Genomic DNA, 23,105 nt, shown 5'->3' with positions numbered 1-23,105 from the left:
CAATCCGCCTCGCGGCCGATAAAACGGGCACAAAGTCCGCAGGGTCACGCTCTATGATACGAGCGCCAAAGCTTCGGCTGATGAGATGGTGAAGCGACTCATTTCAGCCATTCGACCCCAGACGCGGGTTGTGGGGGTCACATGGATGCATTCCGGCACGGGCGTCGTGCTTCCCATCCGGGCTGTTTCTGACGCTCTGGCCAAGGTCAATCGCAATCGCGACGAGTCGGATCTGGTGCTGCTCGTGGTGGATGGCGTGCATGGTTTCGGCGTCCTTGATGAGGATATTGCGCGCCAGGGAAGCGACTTCTTCTCAGCGGGCACGCATAAATGGATTTTCGGGCCGCACGGCACTGGCATGGTATGGGGGCGCAATGAAAGCTGGGCACTCCTGAAGCCGACCGTTCCGTCATTAATGGCCAGTGAGCTGAATGCCGCCTGGCGCGCGGGTCAACCGCCGAAAAGGGCCTGTCAAGGCCGCCTGGATCAGCCCCGGAGGCTTCTTTGCCTATGAACATCAGTGGGCCGTCACAGAGGCTTTCGCGTTCCATAAAAGCATTGGTCGTACACGGATCACCAACCGCATCCTCGATCTCAATGGTTGGCTGATTGAAGGTTTGTCGAAGATGAAGCGCGTCACCATGCACACCCCTTCAAAACGTGATCTGCATGCTGGTTTCGTCTGTTTCGAGGCAGATCAGATCAAGCCTGAAGAGGTCGGCGCGCGTCTGCGCAGCAAAGGCATCATTGCAAGTCCATCGCCATATGCGAATCCGTCCGTGCGATTCTCGGCGGGCATCGTCAATAGCGAAGCCGATATTGAGCGCGCCCTGGATTGTTCATCGCTGGCGCGCGCGGCACCGTCGATGCGCCTGCAGAACGCCCCGCGCGACGTGGCACAATGCGACTCGGCTGCCCGTGAACGACCCTCTGTGGATCATCTCTCTGGAGGCGAGGGCCAATCGAATCCTCACGTCACGCAGAAGCGGGGTCATGATGAAGGCAACTCGTCACATGGTACCCGCAACGGTTATTCCGCTCACCTACCTGAGCCGTCATGATTGACCGGTAAACACCATAACCCACGGTTTCAGGGCAAAGCACCCGATATCAAAAGCGGGATATAAATGCCCAGTCAGCGACCGGTCGTGAATGCGGCCGTCAGATAACCTTTTCCACATATGCTGCCTCGGGCGTCAGGATAGCTCCGTCCCTTGCGATGGGAATCATCAGGGGCACCGACTTGCCGGTCGCCCTCTCAAGCAAGTGGGAATGTCGCTCCCCGCACGTGAATAAATGTCGCTCACCCCATTGCCGCAACGCGACCACGATGGGAAAAAGGCACTCACCCTGGGCCGTCAATACATATTCCTGATAGGCCGTTCCGTCCGAAGCTGACTGCATCTTCAGGATCCCCGCATCGACAAGCTTGCGCAGGCGATGCGACAGAATGTTGCGCGCGACGCCCAGACTCCGCTGGATGTCGCCGAAACGGCGATTGCCATCGAAAGCATCCCGCAGAATCAACAGTGACCATCGGTCCCCGAAGATATCGACGGAACGCGCGATGGGACAAGGTTCATAGAGTTTTGGCTTGCGCTTAGACATATGACATCCGGGCTTTAGGTTAAGTGACCTCTGATGAGTTTCTTTTTAAAACTAAGTGACGTAGCATTCAACTAGTTGTATTTTGCAACCGAATTATCTGGATGGCGAAACATGAAAGTTTCTTCCGAAACGTCGGCATTGCCCAATCGGGACTCTGCCTCTTCCCGAACGTCGACAATGTCGCGCGGGTTAACAATGCTGTTTGCGATCGCCAGCGGTATGAGTGTCGCGAATGTCTATTTCGCGCAGCCCCTGCTGGACACGTTGGCGCACGATTTTTCCATCAGCCGTGCTGTTGTCGGCGGCGTGGTCACCTCAACGCAGGTCGGTTGCGCTTTGGCCTTGTTGCTTTTGGTTCCGCTCGGCGACCGCGTCGATCGCCGCCGTTTAATGGCATGGCAGTTGCTGGGGCTGGTGGGCGTGCTCATTGTCGTGGCCACGGCGCCCTCCACGCCGGTGCTGCTGGTCGGTGCTGGCCGTTGGCATGCTCGGGACGGCCATGGACGCAAGGTTTGATTGCCTATGCAGCAAGTGCCGCCCTGCCTGAGGAGCAGGGGCAGATTGTCGGTATGGTGCAGGGCGGTGTGTTCATTGGCTTGCTTTTGGCCCGCGTCTTTGCGGGCGGTATCAATGACATTGCCGGCTGGCGCGGCGTATATGTCAGCTCTGCGATACTTATGCTGGCGATCGCGCTTCCATTATGGCGTCGCTTGCCAGCCTTGCCGCGCGACCCGAATGCGTTGAGCTACTTCCGGCTGATCGCCTCAATGCTCACGCTGTTGCGGCAGGACAAAATGCTGCAGGTGCGTGGCATTCTGGCGCTCTTGATGTTCGCAGACTTCAATATTTTCTGGAGCGCACTCGTTTTGCCATTGAGTGCCCCGCCTTATAATTTTCATCACACCGCAATCGGTGCCTTCGGGTTGGCGGGCGCGCTCGGCACTTTGGCCGCCGCGCGTGCCGGGCATTTGGCCGATCGCGGCTATGCCCAATATACGAGTGCCGCAGCATTGTTGATTTTGCTGGTTGTCTGGTGGCCCATCTCGCTGTTGGGGCAATCATTATGGGCGTTAATAATTGGCATTGTGTTGCTTGACCTGGGCGATCAGGCCCTGCATGTCACCAACCAGAATTTGATCTTTCGCAACCGCCCTGAAGCGAGTAGTCGGCTGGTCGGGCTCTATATGATTTTTTACGCGGTCGGCAGCGGGCTTGGGGCGATCAGCACGACGGTCACTTATGCGCATTCTGGCTGGCAGGGCGTCTGTATTTTGGGCGCGGCGGTGAGTTTACTGGCGCTGGCATTCTGGGGATGACCCGCCTATTCGCGGCAGGCCGTAAATGAGAAAAATGGGCAGCATTGTCTTCCACAAAGATATCGGTAAGTATCAAGTTGATCACTGTAGTGCCAACCTCCGTCAGAGGCCGTCCCGTAAACGCGCAGTCTGAGGCTGCGCGTTCTTTGTTTCGGGGGTTGTTTATCCTTTGCGCTCGGATAAATATGGCCGTCACGAGCTGCCAATCGTCTCGGAAGCGACTTAATTCAGCTTTCCAATGCGGCGCGTCTATGAGGTGCCCGGGGGCAAAATCGCCGCCATCTCATAAAATGATCTGAATCGGAGCTGAACCGACGTCCCTTCGGCAGTTACGTCCATCGAGCTATTTTTGCGTAAGATCTATTCCGGTCAGCGTCACACCATCAAGGTCATTCTAACCCCAAGTCGTTGGTTGCGAAATCGGCACTTTGATTAAAGACCGTGCCCTAAGGAAACGGCCCCTTTCGGGGCCGCCTTTATGACGCTCTCTAGAATGACACGCTTAAGCCAACGCGGCCTCTTTCTGTCGCGACGCCGCAGGGTCCGGCGTGCGGATGAGGTAATCAAACGCCCCCAAAGCCGCTTTCGCACCCTCTCCCACCGCGATGACGATTTGCTTATAAGGCGTCGTTGTCGCGTCACCCGCAGCGAAGATGCCGGGAACGGATGTCGCGCCATGCACATCAACAATGATTTCTCCCTGGGGATTCAGAGAGAGCGCGTTGCCGAGCCAACCTGTATTGGGCAGCAAGCCGATCTGAATGAAAACTCCCGAAACGGGCAGGGTCACATCCTCGCCGGACGCATCCTTATAGATGAAATGCTCAACCGTCTCGCCATTCCCCGCAATGAACTGCGTCAATGCCTCCATTTTAATGTCAACATTCGGCATGGAGCGCAATTTATCCTGTAAAACCTTATCAGCTTTGAGTTGCGCGCTGCGTTGCAAGAGGGTCACGTGGCTGACGATCCTGGCCAGATCAATCGCCGCTTCGATACCGCTATTCCCGCCACCGATCACGGCGACGCGCTTGCCCTTATAAAAAGGGCCGCCACAATGCGGGCAGAACGCGACACCCTTTGTGAGATATTCAGTTTCACCCGCGACATTGAGGTGACGCCAATGTGCTCCTGTCGCCAAGATAATGGTGCGCGAGGACAGCAGCACATCCCCATTCAAAGCGATCTGATGATAAGCGTCCGGTTTTGACGCGGGAATGAGCCGCTCCGCCTTCTGGCCGGAAATGATTTCCACTTCATAGGCGCGGACATGGGCTTCAAACTGAGCGGATAATTTCGGGCCATCCGTCTCCGGGATCGAAATATAATTTTCAATGTCCGCTGTTTCCATGACCTGACCGCCAAAGCGATCCGCGATGATGCCCGTCCCAGGCCCTTGCGTGCCGCGTAAATCGCAGCCGCGGCCCCGGCAGGGCCTCCGCCGATGATCAGGACATCAAAGGGCGCTGCATCCTTATATTGTTGCGCGGCTTTTGCCGGCGCCGCGTCATCAAGCTTGGCCAGGATCTCCATCGCATCCATACGCCCGGAGGCGAAGGGCGCACCATTCAACTCAATCTGCGGCACGGGCATGATGTTCTTACGCGTCACTTCTTCCTGAAAAAGCGCGCCATCAATGATTTCATGTTTGAAGGAGGAGTTAAGGACACACATCGCATTGATGGCCTGCACCACTTCCGGGCAATTCTGGCAGGAAAGCGAAATGTACGTCGTGAACTGGAAGTCGCCCTCCAAATCGCGAATCTGCGCGATCGTCGCATCCGGTAATTTGACGGGAACACCACCAACCTGCAGCACGGCGAGGACGAAAGACGTCAGCTCATGCCCCATCGGGATGGCGGTGAAACGAATGGACTCCGTCCCATCCTGCGCAGCGACAGAGAAGGAAGGCTGACGATCCCACTCACCATCTTCATGAAGCGCGATGTTTTCGGACAAAGTAGCGCATTCCGACAGGAACTGCCTCATCTTTGACGCGGCGTCGCTATTATCAAGGGATGCACGCAAGGTGACGGGCGTTTCAATCTTCCCCAAAACGTCCCGTAATTGCGATTTGAGGGTTTCTTCAAGCATTTATGCCTCCTCTGCCGATCCTGCATGGGGCGCGGATATTTCACCGCGCCCCAAAGCATTAGATCTTGCCGACAAGATCTAATGAGGGTTTCAGGGTCTCACCACCCTCTTTCCATTTCGCGGGGCAAACCTCACCCGGGTGCGATGCCACATATTGCGTGGCCTGCACCTTCTCGATCAGCTCTTCCGCCTTGCGGCCGACGCCGCCCGGGGTGATCTCGATATATTGGATGCGCCCTTCCGGATCGATCAGGAAGGTGCCACGATCTGCGAGGCCTGCTTCCTCAATCATCACGTCAAAATTGCGTGAGATCTGGCCCGTCGGATCCGCCAGCATCGGGAATTTGATTTTGCCGATCGCCGGTGATGTTTCATGCCAGGATTTATGGGTAAAGTGTTTATCCGTCGAAACTGAGTAAACCTCAACGCCGAGTTTCTGGAATGTTGCGTAATTTTCAGCGAGATCTTCCAGCTCCGTCGGGCAAACGAAGGTAAAGTCCGCCGGATAGAAGAAAATGACAGACCATTTGCCCTTGAGGTCCTTATCTGTGACCTTCGTGAACTGTCCATTATGGAACGCGTCGGTCTCAAATGGTTTGATGACTGAATTGATGCGCGGCATATCTTTGCTCCCTTTAAACACATCATCGTTGTTTAACGACCCTTTCATCCCACGTATGGACATGGTTGGGAAACAGTTTATATCGATGAGTTTGATAGACAAAACCGTTTGTAAATAATTTTAAATAGATGTAGCCTGTCACAATGACCTATATGACGCTCTCCGGACTTTCCCTGCGCGATATTGAATATATTGTCGCTGTCGATGATCTGCGAAATTTCTCCCGCGCGGCTGAACGCTGCGGCGTCAGCCAGGCGGGACTGTCCGAGCAGGTGCGCAAGCTGGAAGCGTTTCTCAATGTCCAGCTCTTTGAGCGCACACGCCGTCATGTCGCGCCCACGCCGGATGGGGCGCGGATCATCCATTTCGCTCGCCATGTCGTGGCGGCCGCCACGACATGGTGGAGATGGCGCGCTCACTTGATGGGCCGTTGGAAGGTGTTTTGCGCATCGGGGTTATTGCGACGCTCGGCCCTTATTATGTCCCGCGCCTGATCCCCCTGATTCGGGAGAAATACCCTCAGCTTCAGCTGCAATTAACGGAGGGCCTGATCGATAAATCGCTGGAGAGGTTGGCGCAGACTGAGCTGGATATCGTCCTTGCCACCCTCCCCTGCGACCAGACGAACCTTCAGTCTCTACCGCTTTTCCATGAGCCTTTTGAGGCGGTCTTCCCCAAAAATCATCCGCTGGCACGCAAGCCGCGTGTTGACATTAACAGTTTGCGCGGCAACGATCTCCTCCTGCTTGAGGATGAGCATTGCCTACGCGATCAGGCCCTCTCCCTCTGTCAATCATCCGGTGGGGAAAGTCGTCGCCTCGCCACCAGCTTCGAAATGTTGTGGCATATGATTGGTGCCGGGGAAGGATATTCATTGATCCCCAAATTGGCATTGCAACATCGGACAGAGTGGGAAGGCTTGATTTCCTGCCTCCCTGTCTCGGAAGGTGGCCGCCAGATAGGCGTGGTCTGGCGCGCGTCAGACCCGCGACAGCAGACTTTCATGGAGTTTGGTGCTTTCCTGCGGCAGCACACCCCGGAGGGCTGTCAAAAAGTCGCCTGAGAGGGGGCGCGAAACGCCTGATTAAGAGAGTTACCCGGCCATCTCAGACTCAGAATAACCAGCTCCAGAAACCATGTTCCTTAAGCGACTCACGACATCGGGCAAATTGGCGCCGATATCGCGCGGCGCGGCCGCCAACATTGCGCGCCACACGCACCAACCATGATTTTCGACGATATGTGCCTTTTTGATAACCGCCCCACCCTTCATGATAGGCGAGATATTGGCGGCGCGCGTCATAAACGGGCACGTGATTGGTACGACGCGTCTCCGTCACATACCAATTGATGAATTTGAGCGAATCTTCGAAGTCCTCCCGGCTGCCACTTGTATCATTCGCCCGCTCATAATCCGCCCATGCACCATTCTGCGCCTGTGGGTAGCCGTAGGCCGATGTGATGTGCCCCCACGGGATCACCCATAAGAAGTAAGTACGTTGCGTGTGCAGGTTACTGTGGAAACCCGATTCCTGATGGATGATTGCCATCGGCACGTTGAGCGGCACGCCCGATTTCTTCTCCTGCCTGATCGCCGCCCGATACCAACTGCGCTTTTCCTTGAAAATTGCGCATATATTTTCCGGGTGGGAGGGAGGAGATGGCACGCAGCCCGTCATGAATAGAAAAACGACGCCGAAACAGGCAAGCCATGCGGCATGCCTGAGAGGGGCACGGCTATTGAAATTTGATGCGTGTCGACCCGACCCCGATATGGCTGGATCTCCTTATTTGTACTTGTAGGGAACGCGCTCATCCGACACGTCATGCCGAAATTTGTCAATCCTGCCGAGACTGCCGTCACGTTGGGACCACGATAAATGTCGCGCGGAGACAACGTGCAGTAAGGTGATTACGATCGGGGGATCGGCCAGAAAAAATGTATCCCCGCCCATATGGCGATCAATGCCAGTGCCATGACGACGAGAAGCTTGTAGCTCGGCGCGCGGGGCGGGCCATCATCCGGCGGGATGTCGGGCGGATTGCGGAAGAGATGTTTGAGGTCCGACATCTCCTGCTTAACCCGCTTGCAATGCATCCTGCATATCCTGCCATTCCCGCTTCGACAGACCGGAATTCTTGACCGTGACCTTTTCACCCTGCAATTGCCGACGCAGAACGGACAGCATGGAGGCAGAAAATATATGTGCGCCGACGCGATAATCCTGAAAAGCCTCGGCAGCATTGGGGACCCAGGCCGACAGAATTTCCGTCATGACTTCTGCATAAGCCCGGATCTCATATTGCGCATGTGCATCAATCCGCAGGCTGAGGAAATGCATGAGGTTATTGAGATCAATTTTCCAATACCATTGGGTATAGGTGTTGAGCGTCAAATTCATTCGGGCCAGCTCACGCGCGACATTATGGCCGTCCGGATCAAGCATTTCCTCATAATGGGCGTAACAACGCTGCGCATCCTCGCGCAGAATGTCGAGCACTTTTGCCGCCTGATCCGGCGGAAGCACCTCGCCACGCCCCTGACGGTTGACCTTGCTTTGCTGCGCAAGCTGATCCGGCGCAGGAATGTAAAATTCTCGGTCAAGAATGGAGTAACGCGCGGAATATTCATTGACGTTAGCGGTGCGGTGGCGAATCCACTGACGCGCGATAAAGACCGGCAATTTGATGTGAAATTTGATTTCACACATCTCAAACGGCGTTGAGTGGCGATGCCGCATGAGGTAGCGGATCAGGCCGCGATCCTCGAGCACCTTCTTTGTGCCTCGCCCATAGGAAACGCGTGCCGCCTGCACGATGGCCGAATCATCACCCATATAATCGATCACCCGCACGAAGCCGTGATCGAGCACCTGGAAGGGTTTATAGAGGATAGCCTCCAGCGCCGCGACACTGGGTCGAAGCGTTTCGGAGGGCGTGCGGCGTTGCGCTTCGATCTCGGCGATGTGTTCGGGAGAAAGTGCCATGGCATGACGCTACACGTTTTTTGCTTGATGACCAATATCATACCCTCATGCGGGCCGGATTTTTTTAGGGCGCGTGTGACGTAGATGCATCGTGCTTGTGTTTCGCATATCGAACACTTATAATCATCGCGCCGGAGGGGAAACCCTTGGCTATGGCGATAAACGGTAAGTGGAATAATCGTTACGGACCCGGGGGCAGTGCCCGGCGTCTCCACCAGATAACCGCCCCTCCGCGGTCAATGGGGACGAAACAGTCTCGACGTGCGTGGTAAAGACTTGTCTTTTGCTCGGCATTGTACCGCCGTTATCGGGCTAACTTACAAGTGCCAATGACAACTCAAAGGTGCTCGCTGTCGCTGCATAAGCGATAAGCGCGGTTCGGGAGGCACCGGGCAACAGAAGCCTCCCACAATCAGGTGACTTAACAAATGGGTTGCCTTTGGTGTAAGGTGGCCCCGTCCTTTACAGGCTCAAGACAAGATGACATGGGCAACCTGCAATGAGCGATTTTTCCGACGATAATGGCCAGGGCGACCTACCGACGAGCCTCCTTCCTTATGATAAATGGCTGGAAGACTCCTATCGCGAGGTCATGATACGCGCCCTTGAATTCGCGCAGGCTAATGGGTTGCCGGGTGAGCATCATTTTTACATCGCTTTCCAGACCGGTGATTCGCGCGTCGACATCCCCGCAGCGCTTCGTGCCCAATATCCAAAAGAGATGACGATCGTGCTGCAACATCAATTCTGGGACCTCAATGTTGATCGGGAGGCACGCCGCCTCACAGTTGGGCTCTCCTTTGGTTGTGTTGCCAGCAAATTATCGATTCCATTCGGCGCAATCGCCGGCTTTACCGACCCCTCTGTCGGCGTCGCGCTGGGCTTTCAGCCGGTCGCATCGCCATCACTGGCTGCCGACGATTTGTCGACTGAGGCAACGCCGGAAGATACAACAGCAGAAGCCGTGTCGGCAGCCAGTGATGGCGATGCGCAGATCGTTCGACTGGATGCGTTCCGCAAACGTCCCACTTCGTAGCGCGTATTCCTCATAAGAGGTGTCGCGTGTACAACACTCCGTCGCGCCGCGCCTGGCCTGAAACGGAAATGCGGCCTGAAGCCATTCGGGACGCGGCCTTTTAAATGAGAGACGCGCGCACTTATCGCCGTCCAGGAGTGATAAGCTGAAAAACTTTATTCTTCTCGCCGCCACCTCAGCTCTTGCGACAACAATTCTCTTTTACATCCAGCTTCCTGCAGCTTTGCTTATCGGCGCGATCATATCGGCCGTTATATTTGCCTCGTTCGATCGGATGATTGCGGTCCCTCAGTCGGCCTTTGTCGTGGCGCAGTGTGGTCGGGCTGTTGATGGTCCACACCCTGCATCTCGATTATCTGAAGGAAATCGCCTCCCAATGGCCGATTTTCGTGGTCGGTGTTTTTTCGGTCATCGTGCTCAGCTATATCATCGGTTACGTCCTGGCGCGAATGCAGATTCTTCCAGGCAGCACGGCGCTTTGGGGCGCGTCGCCCGGCTCTGCCAGCACGATGGTGCTTTTATGTGAAGCCTTCAATGCGGATCAGCGCCTTGTGGCCTTCATGGCCTATATGCGGGTCACCCTTGTCGCCTGTTTGACGACGACGGTCGGGCATCATTACATGACCGGCCACACGCCGCCCGTGTGGTTGACCATGCAATCTCCCGGCTCCCTGCTTCAGACATTGATTGTTTTTGTCATCGCCGTCGTGATCGGGGGGCGATTGCGCCTGCCCTCCGCGCCGATGTTGCTGAGCCTTTTCATCGCCATCGTCGCGCAAACTTATACCGGCAAAACAGCTGATCTGCCTTTATGGCTGCTCGCGCCGAATTACCTGGCCCTTGGCTGGGTTATTGGGGCGCTTCACGCGCAAAGCGATGCACCATGCCTGGCGCGCCTTACCGGCGGTGGTCACGGCAAATCTGATTTTGATCATCGCCTGGCCGATCGCGAAGCTGATGCATACAAGCTACCTTGCCGCCTATCTCGCGACCAGCCCTAGCGGGTCAGATTCGGTCGCGATCATTGCTATGTCGCTTCCGGTCGATCGGGGCTTTGTTATGGCCATGCAGATATTCCGACTTTTCACCGTGCGCGCGACCACGCTGCCGCTTGCCATGGGGCTGGCGCGGTTGCTCCCACCGGAACTGTCAGAAAAGCCTGAGAAGCGCGCCTGACATCACCAGTTTTCACTGATCAGCCAGAATTCCTCCGACGTCAGGGTAATGAGGTTGCCATTCGGGCCTTGCGTGCAGGCGGCCGCTTCCGCCTAGGCCCGGACACGTTCAACCAGAGTTTTCCGGCGGAGATGCGCTTCTGATGGCTCTTTAACCTGGCCCAGCGCGACCAGCGACATCTTCGCAGCTTTGGCGACACGCGTCGCATCCAATAAAGCGTATGACATGTTATTTCCCTCCAAACGTCGTTAATAATCGACGCTCAGTTTTTGAGATTATAGAAGTTTTGACGTTCCCACAACGAAACTCGTGTCGAGCGGAAAGGCATTGAGGGTGCGCCCGGACTTGCTGCCAGCTTCTGCCCTCTACCCGTCATTGTCCACAAAATCGGCCTCCACCCTTCAGCGATCGTCACCTTTTCAGGCGCGTTGAAAACAGCTACAACACGTCATCGCCCCGCATCTCATGCCGATCGCAGGCACCGTCTAACCCGATGCCGCATCAGGCGCGGAGCGTTTTAAGCTGGCATTTACCGTGACTTTCAGCCTAAACGAGCGGCATGATGCGGACGGCCGATTTTGATTTCCACCTTCCTCCCGAAAATATTGCAGCGTCGCCTGCGCGACCGCGTGAGGCCGCGCGCCTTCTTGTCATACCAACGCCAGACACCGCCAACGCCCCCTTGCCCGATAAACTGCCGACCGCGACTGTGAGGGATTTCCCTAAATTCCTCCGCCCCGGCGACCTTGTCGTGGCGAATGATACCGAAGTCATCAAAGCGCGCCTCGACACAATGCGGGGTCATGCGAAAATCGGGATTACCCTTGATCGCATCCTGCCCGATGGAAGCTGGCACGCCCTGGCGCGCAACGCGCGGCGGCTCCATGCGGGCGATCAACTGACATTTTCAGATGACAACGTCTCGGCTGAGATCATTTCAAATGAGGGTGATGGCGGCGTTGTGCTGCGCTTTTCCGCAGAAGGCGCGGAATTTGACGCTTTCCTGACACGCTGCGGGGCGCTGGCCCTGCCACCTTATATCGCCCGGCCTTTCGGCCCGACAGCACAGGATGCCGTCGATTATCAAACAATTTTTTCGAGAGAGAAAGGCGCGGTCGCGGCACCGACAGCGGGGCTGCATTTCACCCCCGCCCTTCTGGACGCCATCGACGCGGCCGGTGCTCAACGTTGCACAGTGACACTCCATGTCGGGGCGGGCACCTTCCTGCCTGTCCGGAGTGACGACCTGTCCCAACATGTCATGCATGCGGAATGGGGTGAGGTGTCGATGGAAACGGCGCAACGTATCAATGAAACACGTCGTCGGGGCGGCCGCGTCATCGCCATCGGGACCACCGCCCTGCGCCTGCTGGAAAGCGCGACGGCGAAGGATGGCACGGTCGCCGCATGGCGGGGGGAGACGTCGATCTTCATCACACCCGGCTATCGCTTTCGCGCGGTGGACGTGCTTCTCACCAATTTTCATCTGCCGAAATCAACCTTATTTATGCTTGTCTCGGCTTTCGCCGGGATAGAGACGATGAAGCGGGCCTATCAACAGGCCATCACGGAGGGTTTCCGCTTTTATTCCTACGGTGATGCCTGTCTGATTTTTCGCCACAAGGATAGCCGCTATGACTGATATGCAATGGATCGCCATCGCGCAGGATGGCCAGGCACGTGCCGGCATTCTGCAAACGGCGCATGGTGATGTTCCGACCCCGAGTTTCATGCCCGTCGGGACAATGGGCACGGTCAAGGCCATGATGGCGGAGAGTGTCCGCGCGACAGGTGCGGGCATCATCCTTGGCAACACCTATCATTTGATGCTGCGCCCCGGCGCTGAGCGCGTGCGCAAACTCGGTGGGCTTCACCGCATGATGGACTGGCCCGGCCCCATTCTGACCGATTCAGGCGGGTTTCAGGTCATGTCACTCGGCGCGCTGCGCAAGCTGGACGAAGACGGGGTGACGTTCAACTCCCATATTGATGGCAGTAAGCATCGCCTGACACCGGAGAGTAGCACGGATATTCAACACGCGCTGGACGCGACCATCACCATGGCTTTCGATGAATGTCCGGCTTTGCCCGCAACGTCGGAGCATCTCGCCCAGTCCATGGAACGCTCCATGCGCTGGGCGGCCCGGTCTCGCGAAGCATTTGTGCCGCGTCCGAGATACGGGCAGTTCGGCATTGTGCAGGGTGGGACAGAGCCGGAATTACGGGCGCAATCGGTCAAAGCCTTGTTGAATATCGGTTTCGAAGGTTACGCGATTGGCGGGCTTGCGGTTGGGGAAGGTCAGGCGCTGATGTTTCAGACGCTGGATGTCACGGCCCCACGCCTCCCCGCGGATAAACCGCGCTACCTGATGGGAGTTGGCACGCCGGATGATATGCTGGGCGCGGTGGCGCGCGGCATTGATATGTTTGATTGCGTCATGCCAACCCGCGCCGGGCGCACGGCACGCGCTTATACGGAACGCGGCACACTGAATTTGCGTAATGCCTGCCATGCGGAAGATTTACGCCCCATCAGCCCATCATGCCCCTGCCCCGCCTGCACGAAGCATAGTCGCGCTTATCTGCATCATCTTTTCCGCGCGGGTGAAATTTTGGCGCCCATGCTTCTGACCTGGCATAATCTCACTTATTATCAGCGCCTGATGCAGAAGATGCGCGCTGCCATTATCGGCGGGACGTTCGACGCGACAGCCCGGAAGATGCGTGATGACTGGGGGCGCGGCGACTAGTCGCTGGATGAATGGCCGCAGCCCCACCTTCCACCCGTGCCGTGACGCGCTCACTGGAAGATCACATCCGGCATCACGCGGCCCCTTACTGGGCTTCAGCAGCGTGGGTTTCGCCCGGCCGATCTGCCCGAAACCGTCTTGTCACGCTTACGGGAATTTGTCGCTGCCGGGCGGCATGGCACCATGTCATGGATGGCAGATCATATGGAAGCCCGTGCGCAGCCGCGTCACCTTTGGCCGGAGGTGAAAAGCGTCATCAGTCTCGGCTTGTCTTACACACCGGAGGGAGACGCACTGGCGACTTTGCACAAACCGGATTGCGGCAATATTTCCGTCTATGCGCGCCATCGGGATTATCATGATGTCGTTAAAGGCCGATTGAAGCAACTGGCCAATCAGATCATCAAATATGACCCGGATGCGCAGGTAAAGGTATTTGTCGATACGGCGCCCGTCGCTGAAAAACCCCTTGCCGCGCAAGTCGGGCTGGGGTGGTAGGGCAAGCATACAAACCTTGTCTCACGGGATGAGGGGTCATGGCTTTTTATTGGCACAATTTACACCACGACCCTGCTTGAACCGAGCCCGCACCGGGCTGGGCAATGCGGCACCTGCGCGCGCTGCCTGGATGTGTGCCCCACCCGGGCTTTCCCACAACCTTACGCGCTGGACGCACGTCGCTGCATCTCCTACCTCACCATCGAGCATCACGGCCCCATTCCCATGGCGTTGCGCCCTTTGATCGGAAACCGTATTTATGGTTGCGATGATTGCCTCGCTGTCTGCCCATGGAACCGCTTTGCCCAAATGACAGCGGAGATGAAGCTGACCGCACGGCCTGACCTGGTCGCACCAACCTTACAGGCGCTTTCCCGCCTTGACGATGCGGCATTCCGCACGACATTCTCAGACTCCCCGATTAAACGGATTGGCAGAAACCGGTTTATCCGCAATGTCCTCATCGCCATCGGCAATGCGGGCCGCCCCGCCCTGCTGCCGGAGACGTGGCGTCTGCAACATGATACCGACCCCGTCATCACTGAAACGGCACGCTGGGCCGGGACGCGACTGCGCAGCCGCGAAATCTGCTCTGAATGAAGCCGCGCCGAAGAGGATCCGCCTATGTCGCAACTGGTCAAAAAGAGCTTCTCATTAAACGGCCACCGCACGAGCATCACGCTGGAGAACGCTTTTTGGGCGCGTCTCCAAAAGATGGCGGGTGAGCGCACCCTGGTCAGCATCATTGTCAAATTCGATACGGAACGCGATCAGAACCAGTCCCTCGCCTCGACATTGCGTCTCGCCGTCCTAAAGCATCTGGAGGCAGAGCTCGCCTCATGCGGCGCGACAGGGCGTGACGGATGATGCATCACCCGTCACGCTGTTTGCGCGGGTGGGGACAGGTGAAGATCCGACGTTTCCGGCGCCTTTTTTTATCACTCTGTGTTGTGGCATGGATGACGTCAGGTACCGCGCCCCTCCCTTGCATGATCTGTGACCCTGTCTGCCGCTGGTCCGGTCACCGTGATCAAAGGTCACGTCGCGCGGGATGCGATGCAGCGTTATCAATTCACCCTCAATCAGCCTCGGGAGATCCGCATTCATCTCGCCTGCGAGGAGGAGGATGTTTCGTTCCAACTAGTTTCTCCGGCTCGCCTGCCGATTTACGATAGTCGCTACGGGGTGGAGGGACGTAACTTCGACATGCTTCTGACCATCAAGGGACGCTACGAAATCGGCGTCATGCCCGGGCTTGACGGGCTGCGCGGCCATGACATCGCAGCGCCTTTCACCCTCTCGGTCGCCGCTGACTAACCTCGCTCCCGCAACAGCTTCCCTGTCGTGATTGATGCGCATTCAATGCTCGTGATAAGTTGAGGGCATGGGCATGTGGGGCAAAATGTTTGGCGGTATTGCGGGCTTCGCGGTTGGTGGCCCGATCGGCGCGTTGATGGGGCTGGGGCTTGGCCATGCCGCCGATAATGGTCGCCTGCTTGAAGGGCCTGCCGGGGGTTGGGGTGAGAGATGGCGCAGCCAGGGCACGCCGGACCCGCATGGCGCGGCTTTTCTCGGTGCGGCAAAAATGGCCGCGCTTCTGGGAAAGACGGACCAGCTTTTTGCCATTGGCCTCGTTGTTCTGAGCGCTAAATTATCCAAATCAGACGGACCTGTGAACTGGACGGAAATTGCCTGTTTCAAAAAATTATTCCAGTTTCCGCCCGATAATGTGCGCGAGATCGGCATGTTATTCGACCAGGCGCGCCTGCGTGTCGATGATTTTGAAATGTATGCGCGCGAGCTCGGGCGTGCCTTCCGACATGACCCGTCCCCGCTTGAAAATCTCCTCACCGCTCTTTTCACGATTGCGCGGAGCGACGTAAAACCGGGTCATGATCTTGATCCTGCTGAAATCCGTTTCCTGCGCCGGACTCATCAGCTTTTCGGCCTCCCGGTCGGGAATTGGGATCGGTTTTATGAGGGGCGGCCACCCCCCGCGACCCACGCGGTGGAGGCTTACCGCATTTTAGGACTGACCCCCAGCGCAAGTGATGCGGAAGTCAAATCCCGATGGCGGGAGCTGATCAGACAGCATCATCCTGACATCGCCCGTCAGAAACCCCTCTCCGACTCCGCAAGGAGAGAGGCGGATGACAGGATGGCGCAGATTAATGGCGCGTGGGACCGCATTAAAAGGGATCGCAGATTGTAAGCCCCCGCATCAATGACGACAATGCACGCGCTGACAAACCGTCCACACCCCGTTAAAAAAACATGAAATTGTGCTGGGACTGACGCCTTCGTACCACGGCATCACATATTTCGGGGCTTTCGCAATTGTGGTATCTTGTTTGAAAGTGTAGATCCGCACTAAACAGTTATTTAGCATCGATGCTCTATCCTCGATTCCGCTATAAACGGATCTGGCGCCGTCAACCGACGTCTGCGCATCATCGTGATGTATGAAATCTGAGGGCGGAGACGCCAATTTTGACTTGCTGGGTGGCAAAATGCATCCAAGTGACGGAAAGACTCGTTTATAATGCCGTTGTCTTCCCCACGATTAGAGGACCCGAATGACAAATTCCTGTGATCAATATTACACTCCCATCGTTGGAAGACGTTTAAAATTCGCGACGATTTTCCGTCGATTTTACTCTTTTAAAACAGCGATAACCGGCATGGCTGTCGCGCTGTTCTTCAATGGATGCACGTCCTGGCGTGTTGAACCGCCTAAAGACCCGGAAGCACTTGCTGATTACAAGGAAGCCAACGACCCTTACGAGCCGTTGAACCGCAAAATGTACGACGTCAATATGTGGGCCTACCACAAGGCGTTGCGGCCTCTTGGCAAGGCGTGGGCATGGGCGGTACCGCGTCCTGTTCGCAATGCGATCGGCAGCATCAATGAAACCTGGTATATGCCTTCCGTGTTCTTCAGTGATGTTGGCGCAGGCAAGCCGCGCCGTGCCGGGGATGACTTCACGCGATATGTCATCAATATGACGGTCGGTCTTGCAGGCATCTTTGACGTTGCGAGTTCGGTCGGCTATCCGCACCATGACAGTGACCCGGGCCTGACGCTGGCCTCGTGGGGCGTACCGAGCGGCCCCTATCTCTTCCTCCCCGGGGTTGGCCCCAATACTTTCCGCGATGCGTCGGGCTTCGCCATCGCACAGAGCCTGTCTCCCATCAATTACGTGCCGCGCGGCTATTACCTCCTGACCTTCATTTGGGGCTACAATGTTACGGGGGCCTTTAATAATTTTACGAACCAGATCGACTCACTTGACCGCCTCGAACAGGACTCTCTGGACCCGTATGCGTTTCTTCGCAGTGCATGGCAGCAGAATCGCGCCAGCCAGGTTGAAGCTCTACGCAATGATCACCGCGCTACCGTTCCAAACTGGTATTGATTGAGGACCGCATTCAATGAAACTCTTCAAATTTCGCAGACATTCGGTTTGCATTCTTGCGGTTTTGGGCGTTTTTGCGCTTTCCACGCCAAAGGCGTCTGCCCTCGATAAAGACGCCTCCCATTTTGTCAGTGATTTCGGCGGCCAGGTCGTGGCCGTCGTCAATAGTGACCAGTCTATGGCGGCGAAGAAAAAGGCCATCCTGCCTCGGACGGTATTGGCGCATTGCCACACCGGCGGAAAGAGCGCGCTACCTTAAGTTGTTTAATCAGGTGCTTGTCAATGCCGTGTACGAGAAGATCGGCCAATATCGCGGCGTCTCGCTTGAGGTGACGGGCAGCCTCCTCTCATCGAACGGGAATGGCACTGTCGTCAGCGCGAAAATCATGCGCCCACACCAGCCTGTCGCCAACATGCAGGTGCTTGTGGTGGATCATGACGGGTTCAAAGTTGTTGATCTCATGGGTGAAGGCACAAGTATGCACCTCACCCAGCGTCAGGATTACTCGTCCTACCTTGCACGCAGCTGATTGCCGCCCTCGAACGCCAGATTTCCCGTCATCGCTGATCAACAGCATTCTCTGACCATCATTTTCAAAACGGCGCGCGGCCACCTCTGCGCGCCGTTTTATTTATGGTCGAGCACCGCCTCATAAACCGGCATTTCACGTCCATCACGTTGGAAGATTTCGCATTGCCGCATCCCGATCGAGCGGAGGACCGTTTGTGAGGCGAGATTATCCGCGTTCGCCACGGCGATGACGCGATGGATCCCGGCCGTGCGCGCGTAGGAAAGGGCAGCGCCCGCAGCTTCCCACGCGAGGCCGCGCCCCTGTAAATGGGGGAAAAGTGCAAAACGAAGCCCGATGCCGCGACCGTCCGGCCTCTCATGGAAACCGGTTAGGCCGACAAAAACCCCTTTTTCCAATATCGAGAAAATACCGATTTTGCGGCACGCCCAAAAGGCCATATCCTCCGCGAGTTCCGCCTCCACCTGCCCCGGCGTCCGTACATCGCCCAGCATCCGCCCAGCGTCCGCCCGAAGGACGCGGCATTGCCTTTAGCCGCCGAAGGTCGGCGAGATCATGCCAGAATACGGGACGCAGAAAGAGGCGCTGCGTGCGGATGGTGCGCAATTGACTCATCGGATCACAAGATGGGTCCGACGCCGTCAGAGCACGCGACATCATGGCGTGCGGGGCGCTCGTCACGGCGTCTCTACCTTTATAAGTCCGATTTCGTGCAATGTCGAAACGCGGGAGGCGGTAGGAACGTGTCGTTACAGCGCCCGCACGCGCTTTGATCAGCGTGCGAGTGGGCGATATTGGATGCGGCTGGGCTCCGTCGCTTCCGGACCGAGGCGACGCCTTTTGTCTTCCTCATAATCCTGGAAATTCCCCTCAAACCACTCAACGTGACTATCGCCCTCAAAAGCGAGAATATGCGTCGCGAGCCTGTCGAGGAACCATCGATCATGCGAGATCACCACGGCGCAGCCAGCATAATCCGCGAGCGCATCCTCAAGAGCACGCAGAGTATCGACGTCGAGATCGTTGGTGGGTTCGTCCAGCAAAATGACATTGCTGTCCGTCTTGAGCATTTTTGCGAGGTGGACGCGATTCCGCTCACCACCGGATAGAACACCGACACGCTTCTGCTGGTCGGCACCTTTAAAGTTGAAAGCACCGACATAGGCACGTGAAGGCACGGCGCGCTTGCCAAGATGGATCACATCCGTCCCGCCGGAAATTTCCTCCCAGACCGTCTTGTCATCTGCAAGAGAATCGCGCGACTGGTCAACGTAACCGAGTTTGACGGTGTCTCCAACTTTCAAACTGCCCGTGTCGGGATGCTCCTGCCCCGTGATCATGCGGAAAAGCGTGGATTTACCCGCGCCGTTCGGCCCGATCACACCGACAATGCCGCCCGGTGGGAGTTTGAAGCTGAGATTCTCAATAAGCAGGCGATCACCAAACCCCTTCGTCAGATTTTCAGCCTCAATGACGGTCCCGCCAAGGCGCGGGCCGGGCGTGATGACGATATCCGCCGTGCCGCCAACACGCCCCTGACTAGCCGCGAGCATTTCCTCATATTTGGTGATACGGGCCTTGCTTTTCGCCTGACGCGCTTTGGGGGAGGCGTTGATCCAGTCCTGCTCCGCCGCGAGGGCGCGTTGCCGGGCGCTTTCCTCTTTTTCTTCCTGCGCCAGTCGCTTCCGCTTCTGCGTTAACCAGGAGGAATAATTGCCTTCAAACGGGTAACCCCGCCCACGCTCGATTTCGAGAATCCAATTCGTCACATTATCGAGGAAATACCGGTCATGGGTAATAACCATCACCGTGCCCGCATAATCGCGCAGGGTTTTTTCTAGCCAGGCGACGCTTTCCGCATCCAAATGGTTCGTTGGCTCATCAAGGAGGAGCAAGTCAGGTTTCTCTAGCAAAAGGCAGCAAAGCGCAACGCGCCGCCGCTCCCCTCCTGAGAGATTGGAGACGGGACTATCCGCGGGCGGGCACCGCAGCGCGTCGAGCGCGATTTCCAACTTGCGATCAAGCTCCCACCCGTCACCGGCATCGATCGCTTCCTGCAACTCGGCCTGTTCTGTGAGGAGGGCATTCATCTCCTCATCGCCCATCGGCTCCGCGAATTTCATGGAAATTTCGTTGAAGCGATCCACCGCTTTCTTGAGGGCACCAAAGCCCTGCGCCACATTCTCCCCGACCGTCAGGGTTTCATCCAGCTTTGGCTCCTGCTCCAGATAGCCGATGCGTGCACCCTCAGCGGCCCAGGCTTCACCCCCATATTCCTTCTCAATCCCGGCCATGATTTTCAGAAGGGTGGATTTACCGGCGCCATTGACACCGAGCACGCCAATCTTCACGCCGGGGAGGAAGGACAGGGTAATACCCTTGAACACTTCTCTCCCGCCAGGATAAGACTTGGTGAGGTCCTTCATGACATAAACATATTGGTATGAAGCCACGTCAGGACCCCCGATCAAGAAAATTGGACATGCCGCATCAAGAAGAGTGCATCTTGCGGAATGGTGCGGCAGAAAACCTATGCGCCCGGCAGGACTCGAACCCGCAACCAAGCCGTTATGAGCGGCCTGCTCTAACCAGTTGAGCTACAGGCGCCTAGGTGGTCCCGAAATTGCGCAGTTTGCAGATCTTTGCAAGCGATTAAGTGCATCTCAGGGATATTTTTGCGCATAATGAAGTTGAAGGCGTAAAGCGGAATTGTCGATCCCCTACGGCACCGCTTCCGCCTGATTCAAGGAAAGATCATAATGATGACGCTGAAAACGGGTCGCGTGGCCATTCATTATTGCACGCAATGTCATTGGCTGCTACGGGCTGCCTGGCTTGCGCAGGAACTGCTGCAAACTTTCGGAGAAGACCTCGCGGAAGTCGCTTTACGGCCCGACCATGGTGGGCGGTTCGAGATCATGGTCGATGATCACGTGATCTGGGAGCGCAAGGCCGATGGGGGCTTTCCGGAAGCGAAATATCTCAAGCAGCGCGTTCGCGATGTGCTCTTTCCTGAAAGAGATCTCGGCCATACGGATCGCCATCGTGGCGCGGACTGAAATTCCGCCTGTGCAAGCCTCCTGACTAAGGGTAAAAGAGGCTTAAATTTCCGCCATTCAAACGTCAAACAGGACTCTATCCATGGATCTCTCAAAAATCCCGACAGGCAAAAACATGCCGGACGATATCTACGTCGTTATTGAAATCCCGGAGGGGTCTTCCGTCAAATATGAGGTGGATAAGGAAAGTGGTGCTGTCTTCGTTGATCGCTTCCTCTTCACGTCCATGAGCTACCCGGCAGCTTACGGGTTTATCCCCGGGACGTTGGCGGCGGATGGTGACCCGGCCGATGCCCTTGTCCTCGCGCCCGGCCCGATCAGCCCCGGCGCGGTGATCCGCGTGCGTCCTGTCGGTATGCTGAAAATGGAGGATGAGAGCGGACAGGATGAGAAAATCGTCTGCGTCCCCCATGACAAAATCCATACGCAATATAGCGACGTCAAAACGATCGACGATTTGCCCGTCATTACCCGCAGCGCCATCTCCCATTTCTTTGAGCGTTATAAAGATCTCGAAAGCGGCAAATGGGTTAAAATCACCGGATGGGCCGGGCCGGAGGAGGCTAAAAAGATTATCATCGCAGCACATGAAGCGGCGCGGAAATAAAGTCTTTTCCACGAAAGTCGGCAAGGATCCTGACCGGCCACGCCTGCCCTCTTTCCCGATACGGGCGGAAGAAAGGACGGTCCGACGTCCCTTCCTACCGTATGATGCGTCGGAATAAACTCAGACCGGTCACGTTGCGGCGTGACCGGCTGTGAATTTCAGAAGCGCGCGACGTCTAAAATGATGCGCTCATAATGATTGAAATAAACGTCGAGATCGAGATGCACCTCAGCCTCACGCCGGACATTCCGTCTTAGATTATTCGACAATTCCCGGTCGATCAAAATCTGGTGGATACTGCCTGTGATCGCATCCGGATCAAGGCAGGATGTCAGAAGGCCCGTCTCCCCATTTTTAATGAATTCCTGCACGGGTTGGGTATCGCTCCCGACAATCGGGCAGCCAATGGCGAGCGCTTCACGAAGGGACCAGGAGGCGACGAAGGGATAGGTCAGATAAATATGCGCATCTGATCGCTGAAGTAACTTCAGGTAAAGCGGGTAAGTGACCTGCCCGAGGAAATACGTGCGTGACAGGTCAAGCCTGTCCCCCAATTCTGCCAGTAGGGCTTCACGCCAATTGGCGAAACCCTTCCCCGGCAGGCGGCCGTAACTGACGCTGTCCCCGCCGACAATCGCGACTTCCACATCCGGCCTTTCAGCCAGAAGGCGCGGCAAAGCACGCATGAAACTGTGGAAACCCCGATAAGGCTCAAGGCTTCGCGCGACGTAAGTGACGAGTTTCTTCTCCGGCGCGATGACATGCCCGTTAATTCCCAGCGGACGTCGCGCCGCACCCGGGTCAGGCCGACAATGATTAAGATTTGACCCCTTCCCTGATCAGATTGATCTGAGGACGCACCCAGGATGGATAGGTTTTCAACTGGAAATCGGTTGGTGTCTGCCCGTGTTCATTTAGACTGAGCGCCAACAGATTGACGGCATTTTTCTGTCGCACGACCGGAAGCAATTCAGCCTCCAGCGGGAATTCAGGGTCAAAATCAACATCGTAACCCTTCGTATGATAGAAAAATTCAAAATATCCGAGAAGCGGTGTGGTTGGGTAGACATCTTTAATATCCAGTAATTCGCCCCAACCATGATGTCCGATAATCACGTCGGGGATAAAGCCGAGCGCTTTCAGGTTACGCGCCGCACGGTCCACGGCCTCCGCGCGGAGAAGGCCGAGCTCATATTCATGCAGCCCGGGCATTGACCTGACTTCCGGCGCATGGGCGATGCGGTAAAGCACGCGGCGCACGTTTTTAATCGCGTTTTCATTGACTTCCGAAATGAAAACAATCTCATTTTCCGGATTTCGTCGCAGATGACGAATAATATGCAGAAACTGACCGGGAAAATTCTGGTGGATGAAAAGAAAGCGCACGTTTTGTTCGTCCTGGGTCT

25 protein-coding genes, 1 tRNA gene, 1 other RNA gene and 5 pseudogenes are annotated in these 23,105 nt (G+C 56.5%); 20 read left to right on the top strand and 12 right to left on the bottom strand.

Features of this window, described 5'->3' with window-relative positions:
* Positions 1–85: 85 nt before the first annotated feature.
* Entirely contained in the window at positions 86–514 is a 429-nt protein-coding gene (locus tag AAYR33_00605) for an aminotransferase class V-fold PLP-dependent enzyme (GenBank protein ID XAO71518.1), read from the top strand.
* Positions 432–1,061, top strand: coding sequence for an aminotransferase class V-fold PLP-dependent enzyme (locus AAYR33_00600; protein ID XAO71517.1), 630 nt, complete (start codon positions 432–434; stop codon positions 1,059–1,061). Before AAYR33_00605 ends, AAYR33_00600 begins: the two co-directional genes overlap by 83 nt.
* Positions 1,062–1,161: 100 nt before the next feature.
* On the opposite strand, the gene AAYR33_00595 is transcribed toward AAYR33_00600, so the two are convergent.
* Positions 1,162–1,608, bottom strand: coding sequence for a helix-turn-helix domain-containing protein (locus AAYR33_00595; GenBank protein XAO71516.1), 447 nt, complete (start codon positions 1,606–1,608; stop codon positions 1,162–1,164).
* 111 nt (positions 1,609–1,719) lie between these two features.
* Between AAYR33_00595 and AAYR33_00590 the strand changes: the two genes are divergently transcribed.
* Together AAYR33_00590 and AAYR33_00585 are read left to right on the top strand one after the other, a co-directional pair.
* A complete protein-coding gene (locus AAYR33_00590; GenBank protein ID XAO71515.1) occupies positions 1,720–2,124 on the top strand; it encodes an MFS transporter in 405 nt (134 codons plus the stop codon).
* The gene (locus AAYR33_00585; protein XAO71514.1) at positions 2,121–2,924 is read left to right on the top strand and encodes an MFS transporter; all 804 of its coding nucleotides are present in this window, start codon (positions 2,121–2,123) and stop codon (positions 2,922–2,924) included. Before AAYR33_00590 ends, AAYR33_00585 begins: the two co-directional genes overlap by 4 nt.
* Before the next feature lie 502 nt (positions 2,925–3,426).
* On the opposite strand, the pseudogene ahpF reads toward AAYR33_00585, so the two are convergent.
* Positions 3,427–5,018, bottom strand: a pseudogene (gene ahpF, locus AAYR33_00580) (alkyl hydroperoxide reductase subunit F).
* A 58-nt stretch (positions 5,019–5,076) separates the two neighbouring features.
* Positions 5,077–5,640 (bottom strand): alkyl hydroperoxide reductase subunit C, encoded by a 564-nt coding sequence (ahpC, locus tag AAYR33_00575; GenBank protein XAO71513.1) that lies wholly within the window; start codon positions 5,638–5,640, stop codon positions 5,077–5,079.
* A gap of 143 nt (positions 5,641–5,783) precedes the next feature.
* Here ahpC and AAYR33_00570 point away from each other — a divergent pair.
* Positions 5,784–6,703: pseudogene (locus AAYR33_00570) on the top strand (hydrogen peroxide-inducible genes activator).
* A gap of 49 nt (positions 6,704–6,752) precedes the next feature.
* Here AAYR33_00570 and AAYR33_00565 read toward each other — a convergent pair.
* From AAYR33_00565 to thyX, 3 genes are all read right to left on the bottom strand, one after another.
* Positions 6,753–7,415 (bottom strand): hypothetical protein, encoded by a 663-nt coding sequence (locus tag AAYR33_00565; protein ID XAO72320.1) that lies wholly within the window; start codon positions 7,413–7,415, stop codon positions 6,753–6,755.
* 137 nt (positions 7,416–7,552) lie between these two features.
* Positions 7,553–7,711 (bottom strand): hypothetical protein, encoded by a 159-nt coding sequence (locus AAYR33_00560; GenBank protein ID XAO71512.1) that lies wholly within the window; start codon positions 7,709–7,711, stop codon positions 7,553–7,555.
* Between the two features lie 7 nt (positions 7,712–7,718).
* Positions 7,719–8,627, bottom strand: coding sequence for an FAD-dependent thymidylate synthase (thyX, locus tag AAYR33_00555; protein XAO71511.1), 909 nt, complete (start codon positions 8,625–8,627; stop codon positions 7,719–7,721).
* A 91-nt stretch (positions 8,628–8,718) separates the two neighbouring features.
* On the opposite strand from thyX, the gene ssrA reads away from it, so the two are divergent.
* The 4 genes from ssrA (at position 8,719) to AAYR33_00535 (ending at position 10,839) form a co-directional block, all read left to right on the top strand.
* Positions 8,719–9,038: a transfer-messenger RNA gene (gene ssrA, locus AAYR33_00550) on the top strand.
* An 88-nt stretch (positions 9,039–9,126) separates the two neighbouring features.
* Positions 9,127–9,663, top strand: a complete 537-nt coding sequence (locus tag AAYR33_00545) for a ClpXP protease specificity-enhancing factor SspB (GenBank protein ID XAO71510.1) — start codon at positions 9,127–9,129, stop codon at positions 9,661–9,663.
* A gap of 299 nt (positions 9,664–9,962) precedes the next feature.
* On the top strand, positions 9,963–10,664 hold the full coding sequence (locus tag AAYR33_00540) for an AbrB family transcriptional regulator (GenBank protein ID XAO71509.1): 702 nt from the start codon (positions 9,963–9,965) through the stop codon (positions 10,662–10,664).
* On the top strand, positions 10,570–10,839 hold the full coding sequence (locus AAYR33_00535; protein ID XAO71508.1) for an AbrB family transcriptional regulator: 270 nt from the start codon (positions 10,570–10,572) through the stop codon (positions 10,837–10,839). The genes AAYR33_00540 and AAYR33_00535 overlap by 95 nt, the downstream gene beginning before the upstream one ends.
* 2 nt (positions 10,840–10,841) lie before the next feature.
* Here AAYR33_00535 and AAYR33_00530 read toward each other — a convergent pair.
* Positions 10,842–11,066: pseudogene (locus tag AAYR33_00530) on the bottom strand (hypothetical protein).
* Between the two features lie 332 nt (positions 11,067–11,398).
* Between AAYR33_00530 and queA the strand changes: the two are divergent.
* The 9 genes and pseudogenes from queA (at position 11,399) to AAYR33_00485 (ending at position 18,033) form a co-directional block, all read left to right on the top strand.
* Entirely contained in the window at positions 11,399–12,481 is a 1,083-nt protein-coding gene (queA, locus tag AAYR33_00525; protein XAO71507.1) for a tRNA preQ1(34) S-adenosylmethionine ribosyltransferase-isomerase QueA, read from the top strand.
* A complete protein-coding gene (gene tgt / locus AAYR33_00520; GenBank protein XAO71506.1) occupies positions 12,474–13,589 on the top strand; it encodes a tRNA guanosine(34) transglycosylase Tgt in 1,116 nt (371 codons plus the stop codon). Before queA ends, tgt begins: the two co-directional genes overlap by 8 nt.
* Before the next feature lie 7 nt (positions 13,590–13,596).
* Positions 13,597–14,687: pseudogene (gene queG / locus AAYR33_00515) on the top strand (tRNA epoxyqueuosine(34) reductase QueG).
* A gap of 24 nt (positions 14,688–14,711) precedes the next feature.
* Positions 14,712–14,954: a ribbon-helix-helix domain-containing protein gene (locus AAYR33_00510; GenBank protein ID XAO71505.1), complete on the top strand. Its 243-nt coding sequence runs from the start codon at positions 14,712–14,714 to the stop codon at positions 14,952–14,954.
* 129 nt (positions 14,955–15,083) lie between these two features.
* On the top strand, positions 15,084–15,404 hold the full coding sequence (locus AAYR33_00505) for a hypothetical protein (GenBank protein XAO71504.1): 321 nt from the start codon (positions 15,084–15,086) through the stop codon (positions 15,402–15,404).
* A gap of 67 nt (positions 15,405–15,471) precedes the next feature.
* Positions 15,472–16,299, top strand: a complete 828-nt coding sequence (locus AAYR33_00500; GenBank protein ID XAO71503.1) for a TerB family tellurite resistance protein — start codon at positions 15,472–15,474, stop codon at positions 16,297–16,299.
* A 469-nt stretch (positions 16,300–16,768) separates the two neighbouring features.
* Positions 16,769–17,503: a VacJ family lipoprotein gene (locus AAYR33_00495; GenBank protein XAO72481.1), complete on the top strand. Its 735-nt coding sequence runs from the start codon at positions 16,769–16,771 to the stop codon at positions 17,501–17,503.
* Positions 17,504–17,519: 16 nt separating this feature from the next.
* Positions 17,520–17,762: a hypothetical protein gene (locus AAYR33_00490; protein ID XAO71502.1), complete on the top strand. Its 243-nt coding sequence runs from the start codon at positions 17,520–17,522 to the stop codon at positions 17,760–17,762.
* A gap of 1 nt (position 17,763) precedes the next feature.
* Positions 17,764–18,033 (top strand): ABC transporter substrate-binding protein, encoded by a 270-nt coding sequence (locus tag AAYR33_00485; GenBank protein XAO71501.1) that lies wholly within the window; start codon positions 17,764–17,766, stop codon positions 18,031–18,033.
* Positions 18,034–18,131: 98 nt separating this feature from the next.
* Here AAYR33_00485 and AAYR33_00480 read toward each other — a convergent pair.
* The 3 genes and pseudogenes from AAYR33_00480 to AAYR33_00470 all read right to left on the bottom strand — a co-directional run bounded on the left by AAYR33_00480 (position 18,132) and on the right by AAYR33_00470 (position 20,640).
* Positions 18,132–18,648: pseudogene (locus AAYR33_00480) on the bottom strand (GNAT family N-acetyltransferase).
* A 158-nt stretch (positions 18,649–18,806) separates the two neighbouring features.
* Positions 18,807–20,486: an energy-dependent translational throttle protein EttA gene (ettA, locus tag AAYR33_00475; protein XAO71500.1), complete on the bottom strand. Its 1,680-nt coding sequence runs from the start codon at positions 20,484–20,486 to the stop codon at positions 18,807–18,809.
* An 80-nt stretch (positions 20,487–20,566) separates the two neighbouring features.
* Positions 20,567–20,640 (bottom strand) — tRNA-Ile (locus AAYR33_00470).
* 155 nt (positions 20,641–20,795) lie between these two features.
* Here AAYR33_00470 and AAYR33_00465 point away from each other — a divergent pair.
* Both AAYR33_00465 and ppa read left to right on the top strand, forming a co-directional pair.
* Positions 20,796–21,092, top strand: coding sequence for a SelT/SelW/SelH family protein (locus AAYR33_00465; protein XAO72480.1), 297 nt, complete (start codon positions 20,796–20,798; stop codon positions 21,090–21,092).
* Positions 21,093–21,174: 82 nt separating this feature from the next.
* On the top strand, positions 21,175–21,699 hold the full coding sequence (gene ppa, locus AAYR33_00460; GenBank protein XAO71499.1) for an inorganic diphosphatase: 525 nt from the start codon (positions 21,175–21,177) through the stop codon (positions 21,697–21,699).
* A 158-nt stretch (positions 21,700–21,857) separates the two neighbouring features.
* Here ppa and AAYR33_00455 read toward each other — a convergent pair whose 3' ends face one another.
* Together AAYR33_00455 and AAYR33_00450 are read right to left on the bottom strand one after the other, a co-directional pair.
* The gene (locus tag AAYR33_00455) at positions 21,858–22,457 is read right to left on the bottom strand and encodes a glycosyltransferase (protein ID XAO72479.1); all 600 of its coding nucleotides are present in this window, start codon (positions 22,455–22,457) and stop codon (positions 21,858–21,860) included.
* Between the two features lie 58 nt (positions 22,458–22,515).
* Positions 22,516–23,085, bottom strand: coding sequence for a hypothetical protein (locus tag AAYR33_00450; protein XAO71498.1), 570 nt, complete (start codon positions 23,083–23,085; stop codon positions 22,516–22,518).
* Positions 23,086–23,105 lie beyond the last annotated feature (20 nt).

Source organism: Acetobacteraceae bacterium (genome assembly GCA_039613835.1).
Classification (GTDB): Bacteria; Pseudomonadota; Alphaproteobacteria; order Acetobacterales; family Acetobacteraceae; genus Sorlinia.
Note: the sequence above shows the minus strand (reverse complement) of the source record. Positions and strands in the feature narration are given on the sequence as shown.

What these genes read in the sequence shown, in the direction of transcription:
- ppa (XAO71499.1), top strand. Translation starts at nt 21,175, where the DNA reads ATGGATCTCTCAAAAATCCCGACAGGCAAAAACATGCCGGACGATATC.
- AAYR33_00560 (XAO71512.1), bottom strand. Translation starts at nt 7,711, where the DNA reads ATGTCGGACCTCAAACATCTCTTCCGCAATCCGCCCGACATCCCGCCG.
- AAYR33_00545 (XAO71510.1), top strand. Translation starts at nt 9,127, where the DNA reads ATGAGCGATTTTTCCGACGATAATGGCCAGGGCGACCTACCGACGAGC.
- AAYR33_00495 (XAO72481.1), top strand. Translation starts at nt 16,769, where the DNA reads ATGGCTGTCGCGCTGTTCTTCAATGGATGCACGTCCTGGCGTGTTGAA.
- AAYR33_00605 (XAO71518.1), top strand. Translation starts at nt 86, where the DNA reads ATGGTGAAGCGACTCATTTCAGCCATTCGACCCCAGACGCGGGTTGTG.
- AAYR33_00490 (XAO71502.1), top strand. Translation starts at nt 17,520, where the DNA reads ATGAAACTCTTCAAATTTCGCAGACATTCGGTTTGCATTCTTGCGGTT.
- AAYR33_00465 (XAO72480.1), top strand. Translation starts at nt 20,796, where the DNA reads ATGACGCTGAAAACGGGTCGCGTGGCCATTCATTATTGCACGCAATGT.
- queA (XAO71507.1), top strand. Translation starts at nt 11,399, where the DNA reads ATGATGCGGACGGCCGATTTTGATTTCCACCTTCCTCCCGAAAATATT.
- ahpC (XAO71513.1), bottom strand. Translation starts at nt 5,640, where the DNA reads ATGCCGCGCATCAATTCAGTCATCAAACCATTTGAGACCGACGCGTTC.
- AAYR33_00510 (XAO71505.1), top strand. Translation starts at nt 14,712, where the DNA reads ATGTCGCAACTGGTCAAAAAGAGCTTCTCATTAAACGGCCACCGCACG.
- AAYR33_00590 (XAO71515.1), top strand. Translation starts at nt 1,720, where the DNA reads ATGAAAGTTTCTTCCGAAACGTCGGCATTGCCCAATCGGGACTCTGCC.
- AAYR33_00595 (XAO71516.1), bottom strand. Translation starts at nt 1,608, where the DNA reads ATGTCTAAGCGCAAGCCAAAACTCTATGAACCTTGTCCCATCGCGCGT.
- AAYR33_00600 (XAO71517.1), top strand. Translation starts at nt 432, where the DNA reads ATGCCGCCTGGCGCGCGGGTCAACCGCCGAAAAGGGCCTGTCAAGGCC.
- tgt (XAO71506.1), top strand. Translation starts at nt 12,474, where the DNA reads ATGACTGATATGCAATGGATCGCCATCGCGCAGGATGGCCAGGCACGT.
- AAYR33_00500 (XAO71503.1), top strand. Translation starts at nt 15,472, where the DNA reads ATGGGCATGTGGGGCAAAATGTTTGGCGGTATTGCGGGCTTCGCGGTT.
- thyX (XAO71511.1), bottom strand. Translation starts at nt 8,627, where the DNA reads ATGGCACTTTCTCCCGAACACATCGCCGAGATCGAAGCGCAACGCCGC.